This window comes from Sphingomonas sp., from assembly GCF_042096255.1.
Lineage (GTDB): Bacteria > Pseudomonadota > Alphaproteobacteria > Sphingomonadales > Sphingomonadaceae > Sphingomonas.
In genome coordinates, this window is sequence record NZ_JBELLZ010000174.1 from 1 (window position 1) to 3,493 (window position 3,493).

The window sequence follows — 3,493 nt, forward strand, 5'->3', positions numbered from 1 at the left end:
AACGTCAGCGTCGAGACCTTTGCGGCGCAGCCCGCGCCGGTGGCGGTAACGGGCGTCGCCGATGCCGGGGCGAGCGGCGGGCTGGTCGCGCTGCTGGTCGGCGGCGGTGCGGTGGTGCTCGCCTTGCTCGGATATCCTGCATTCCGGCGCTGGCGGCTGCGGCGGCAGGCGGCGGTGCGCCGTGCGGTGGTGCCGCAGGAGGTCGACGTATGAGCGCCGCGCTTGAACGCGCCGAGCTTGCCGCGATCGGCCGCGACCTCGCCGGGCTGATCGGCGACGGGGGTTACCGGCGAGGACGTGCTTTGCTCGGCGAGGATCAGCCCGAGCCGTCGGCAAGCTTTGCCGACCTTGGACTGGCGCCCGAGTGGTTGCGGCGTTCGCAGCCCGAGCTGCTCGAGCTGGCGCAGGCCGCCGCGCTGATCGCGATGGGCCCGGCGATCGCCGCCTCGATCGATGGCGGCTGGCTCCGCGAACTGGTGGCGCGCGGGGGTGACGTGGCGATGGACCGCGCGATCGCTGCGGCGCAGCGCGTGCCGGAGGGCGGCCTGCCGCCGCTGCCCGCCGAAACGGTGGAAGCGCTCGGCTTCGATCTGATGCGCGCCGCGCTGCCGCCGGCGCTGCACCGCTATCTCGGCTGGGCGCCGGGCGGCAGCGTGCCCGTCACGCGCGAACTGGCGACCTTCTGCCTGGCGGAGGCGGCGCGGGCATGAGCTTCGTGCTGATCCGCGCCGACGCCGCCGCCACGCTGATGCGCGACGATCCGATCGTTCGCGCCGCCGACGTGCCCATACTGGGCGATGTCCAGCGCCTGCTCGCCGATGCGCAGGCGCTGCACGAGGATGCGCGCGCCGCCAGCGAGCAGGCGGGAGAGGCGGCGCGGGACGAGGGCTATGCCGTCGGCCATGCCGAGGGGCTCGCCGCGGGTGCCGCGCTGGTGCGCGAGGAGCTGCTCCGGCTCGCCCAGGCCGATGCCGCGCGGGCGGAGGCGCAGCGGACCGACCTCGCCCGGCTGGGGCTGGAGGTGGTGCGTCGCATCGCTGCCGATCTCGGACCGGCCGCCATGGTCGCGGCGCTGGCGGAGAAGGCCGCCGCGGCGATCGCGCCCGACAGCCAGCTCACCGTTCGTGTGCCACCCGCCGCGCTCGCGACCGCGCGCGCGCGGCTTGGTGCCGGCGTGACGGTGGAACCCGACGAGACGCTCGGCCCCGCCGATTGCGTGCTCTCCACCCCGCTCGGCGAGGTGCGCGCCGGGCTGGAGACGCAGCTCGCCCAGCTCGCGCGGCAGTGGAACGTCGAGGCGTGAACCAGTCCGCCGTTCCCCAGCTCAAGAGCGTGCCCTCGGTCGACGACCTGATCGGCACGCTCGGCCGCGCCTCCACGGTGGAGCGGCGCGGGCGGCTGGTGGAGGTGCTCGGCACCACCCTGCGCGTCACCGGCATCGCCGCGCGGATCGGGGAGACCTGCGAGGTGGCGGACCCGCACACGGGCGAGGGCGTACTCGCCGAGGTGGTGGGCATCGCCGGCAATGCCACTATCCTGACCCCGCTCGGCGATACCCGCGGCCTCTCGCCCGATGCCGAGGTGATCGTGCGCGGCGGCGAGACCCTGGTGCCCTATGGCGAGGCCTTACTTGGCCGGGTGCTTGATGGCCGCGGCCAGCCGATCGACGGCAAGGGGCCGCTGCCGCGCGGGCTGCGCACCACACCGCTCCACGCCCCCGCGCCGCAGCCGATGGCGCGCGCGCTGATCGACCAGCCGCTGGAGACCGGTGTTCGCGCAATCGATACGCTGCTCACCCTCGGCGACGGCCAGCGCATGGGCGTGTTCGCCGCGGCGGGCGGGGGCAAGTCCACCCTGCTCGGCATGCTCGCGCGCTTCGCCAAGGCGGAGGTGATCGTGATCGCGCTGATCGGCGAGCGCGGCCGCGAGGTGCGTGAGTTCATCGAGGATTCGCTGGGGGAGGACGGCCTCGCCCGTTCGGTGATCGTCTGCGCCACCTCCGATCGCGCGGCGATGGAGCGCGTCCGAGCCGCCCACCACGCCACCGCCGTTGCCGAAGGGTTCCGGCGCGAGGGCAAAAGCGTGCTGCTGCTGATGGATTCGGTAACCCGCTTCGCGCGCGCGCTGCGTGAGATCGGGCTGGCCGCGGGCGAACCGGCGGTGCGGCGCGGCTTCCCGCCTTCCGTCTTCGCCGAGCTACCGCGATTGTTCGAGCGGGCGGGCACCGACGAGACCGGCTCGATCACCGGCATCTACACCGTGCTGCTGGAGGATGAGGACGGCGGCGATCCGGTCGGCGAGGAGGTCCGCTCGATCCTCGACGGTCATATCCTGCTCTCGCGCAAGCTGGGCGCGGCCGGTCATTATCCCGCCATCGACGTGCTCGGCAGCCTTTCGCGCCTGTTCCCGAGGCTCGCCGCCAAGGACCACAGAACTGCCGCGACCCAGGTGCGCGCGCTGATGGCCAAGCATGCCGAGATCGAGTTCCTCGTCCAGGTGGGCGAGTATCGCGCCGGCGCCGATCCGCTCGCCGATCGCGCCATCGCCGCGCGGCCGGAGATCGACGCGCTGCTGCGCCAGGACGCCAATGTGCCGACGCCGATGTCCAACGCGCTGCTGATGCTGCGGAGCATTGGCGGATGAGCAGCTTGCGCGATCAGCGCCGTCAGGCCGCCGACCTCGTCCGGCTGCGGGAGGTGCGGATGCGCGCCGCCGCTTCTCGCCTCGCCGAGGCGCGCGCCGCTACCGCCGCCGCCGAGCGCGCGCGGGCGGAGGCGGATGCCGCCGCCGATCACGCCGCTGCCGCGCACAAGGGCGCCAAGGAGGATCTCACCCGCGACCCCGCCGAGGCCGAGCGGCTGCTGGCGATGCTCGACCGCCGCCGCTTCGAACGATCAATGGCGATCGAGGCGCTGACCGACGCGCGCGATGCCGAGCACAAATGCCTCGACCAGGAGGCGGAGCGGCGCAAGGCGATGATCCTGGCGCAGGCGCGCCACGATGTTCTGGCCGAGCGGCTCCAGGCGCTGCACCGCCGCGCCGGCCGGATGGAAGAGGAGCGCGTCGCGCTCGATGCCGAGGATGTGAGGAGGTTCCGATGACCGACACCGCCGTCAGCCGCAGCAATCCGGTCAACCGCCAACCTCAGCGCACGCCACCGCGCGCCCAGCCGCTCGCCGAGGATGTGCGCGCGATGGGCGAGGCGTTCGCCAAGGTGCGCGGCCAGCCGCAGGGGCTCGCCGGCCGGGCGGGCCAGCAGCAGCAGGCGCCGCTGACCAAGGCACCGGCGCAACCGCTTCAGCAGGCGCCGGCCGATCCGCGGGCGGAACTCGCCCGCGCTGCCGGCTGGCGCGCCGCGGACGAGCGCGGCACGCTCGACCGGCGCGAGGCGGAGCGTGGCGGCGAGCAGGCGCTGGGCATGGTCTCGCCCTCGCACACGCCGGTGCCTACCGCCGCCACGGTGCCGGCGCCGCCGCCGCAGGCCGATCCCGCC

6 protein-coding genes are annotated in these 3,493 nt (G+C 74.3%); all 6 read left to right on the forward strand.

The genetic code is table 11. The features are described from left to right. Positions 1 to 213 (forward strand): hypothetical protein (locus tag ACFDTH_RS17850; RefSeq protein ID WP_375288895.1); only part of this gene is annotated, 213 nt, incomplete at its 5' end. Continuing rightward, positions 210 to 710, forward strand: coding sequence for a hypothetical protein (locus ACFDTH_RS17855; RefSeq protein WP_375288896.1), 501 nt, complete (start codon positions 210 to 212; stop codon positions 708 to 710). The genes ACFDTH_RS17850 and ACFDTH_RS17855, both read left to right, overlap by 4 nt. After that, entirely contained in the window at positions 707 to 1,303 is a 597-nt protein-coding gene (locus tag ACFDTH_RS17860) for a hypothetical protein (RefSeq protein WP_375288897.1), read from the forward strand. The genes ACFDTH_RS17855 and ACFDTH_RS17860 overlap by 4 nt, the downstream gene beginning before the upstream one ends. Beyond that, a complete protein-coding gene (locus ACFDTH_RS17865; RefSeq protein WP_375288898.1) occupies positions 1,300 to 2,643 on the forward strand; it encodes a FliI/YscN family ATPase in 1,344 nt (447 codons plus the stop codon). Before ACFDTH_RS17860 ends, ACFDTH_RS17865 begins: the two co-directional genes overlap by 4 nt. After that, on the forward strand, positions 2,640 to 3,101 hold the full coding sequence (locus ACFDTH_RS17870) for a hypothetical protein (RefSeq protein ID WP_375288899.1): 462 nt from the start codon (positions 2,640 to 2,642) through the stop codon (positions 3,099 to 3,101). The genes ACFDTH_RS17865 and ACFDTH_RS17870 overlap by 4 nt, the downstream gene beginning before the upstream one ends. After that, positions 3,098 to 3,493, forward strand: a 396-nt coding sequence (locus ACFDTH_RS17875) for a hypothetical protein (RefSeq protein ID WP_375288900.1), incomplete at its 3' end; no start/stop codon positions are given. The genes ACFDTH_RS17870 and ACFDTH_RS17875, both read left to right, overlap by 4 nt.